The following is a 1,618-nucleotide window of genomic DNA, read 5'->3' as shown; positions in this document are numbered from 1 at the left end:
CTGAACGTTACTTTCACTGGTAACGGATCAGGCTAAGGTAAAATTTGTGAGTTGCTCTTAATTGAGCATGCGAATTTTCGGCGAATGTCGTCTTCACAGTATAACCAGATTGCTTGGGGTTATATGGTCAAGTGAAGAAGCGCATACGGTGGATGCCTTGGCAGTCAGAGGCGATGAAAGACGTGGTAGCCTGCGAAAAGCTTCGGGGAGTCGGCAAACAGACTTTGATCCGGAGATGTCTGAATGGGGGAACCCAGCCATCATAAGATGGTTATCTTGTACTGAATACATAGGTGCAAGAGGCGAACCAGGGGAACTGAAACATCTAAGTACCCTGAGGAAAAGAAATCAACCGAGATTCCCTTAGTAGTGGCGAGCGAACGGGGACTAGCCCTTAAGTGGCTTTGAGATTAGCGGAACGCTCTGGAAAGTGCGGCCATAGTGGGTGATAGCCCTGTACGCGAAAATCTCTTGGCCATGAAATCGAGTAGGACGGAGCACGAGAAACTTTGTCTGAATATGGGGGGACCATCCTCCAAGGCTAAATACTACTGACTGACCGATAGTGAACTAGTACCGTGAGGGAAAGGCGAAAAGAACCCCGGAGAGGGGAGTGAAATAGATCCTGAAACCGTATGCGTACAAGCAGTGGGAGCCCACTTTGTTGGGTGACTGCGTACCTTTTGTATAATGGGTCAGCGACTTATTTTCAGTGGCGAGCTTAACCGAATAGGGGAGGCGTAGCGAAAGCGAGTCTTAATAGGGCGTCTAGTCGCTGGGAATAGACCCGAAACCGGGCGATCTATCCATGGGCAGGTTGAAGGTTAGGTAACACTGACTGGAGGACCGAACCGACTACCGTTGAAAAGTTAGCGGATGACCTGTGGATCGGAGTGAAAGGCTAATCAAGCTCGGAGATAGCTGGTTCTCCTCGAAAGCTATTTAGGTAGCGCCTCATGTATCACTGTAGGGGGTAGAGCACTGTTTCGGCTAGGGGGTCATCCCGACTTACCAAACCGATGCAAACTCCGAATACCTACAAGTGCCGAGCATGGGAGACACACGGCGGGTGCTAACGTCCGTCGTGAAAAGGGAAACAACCCAGACCGTCAGCTAAGGTCCCAAAGTTATGGTTAAGTGGGAAACGATGTGGGAAGGCTTAGACAGCTAGGAGGTTGGCTTAGAAGCAGCCACCCTTTAAAGAAAGCGTAATAGCTCACTAGTCGAGTCGGCCTGCGCGGAAGATGTAACGGGGCTCAAACCATACACCGAAGCTACGGGTATCACTTAGGTGATGCGGTAGAGGAGCGTTCTGTAAGCCTGTGAAGGTGAGTTGAGAAGCTTGCTGGAGGTATCAGAAGTGCGAATGCTGACATGAGTAACGACAATGGGTGTGAAAAACACCCACGCCGAAAGACCAAGGTTTCCTGCGCAACGTTAATCGACGCAGGGTTAGTCGGTCCCTAAGGCGAGGCTGAAAAGCGTAGTCGATGGAAAACAGGTTAATATTCCTGTACTTCTGGTTATTGCGATGGAGGGACGGAGAAGGCTAGGCCAGCTTGGCGTTGGTTGTCCAAGTTTAAGGTGGTAGGCTGGAATCTTAGGTAAATCCGGGATT

General features: G+C 50.2%; 1 rRNA gene. It reads left to right on the top strand.

The window, feature by feature from the left end:
- Positions 1 to 125: 125 nt before the first annotated feature.
- Positions 126 to 1,618 (top strand): 23S ribosomal RNA (locus AC30D7_RS28680); the annotation flags it as partial.

Source organism: Pseudomonas sp. DF5 (genome assembly GCF_058148225.1).
This window is presented reverse-complemented; position numbering and strand designations above follow the sequence as displayed.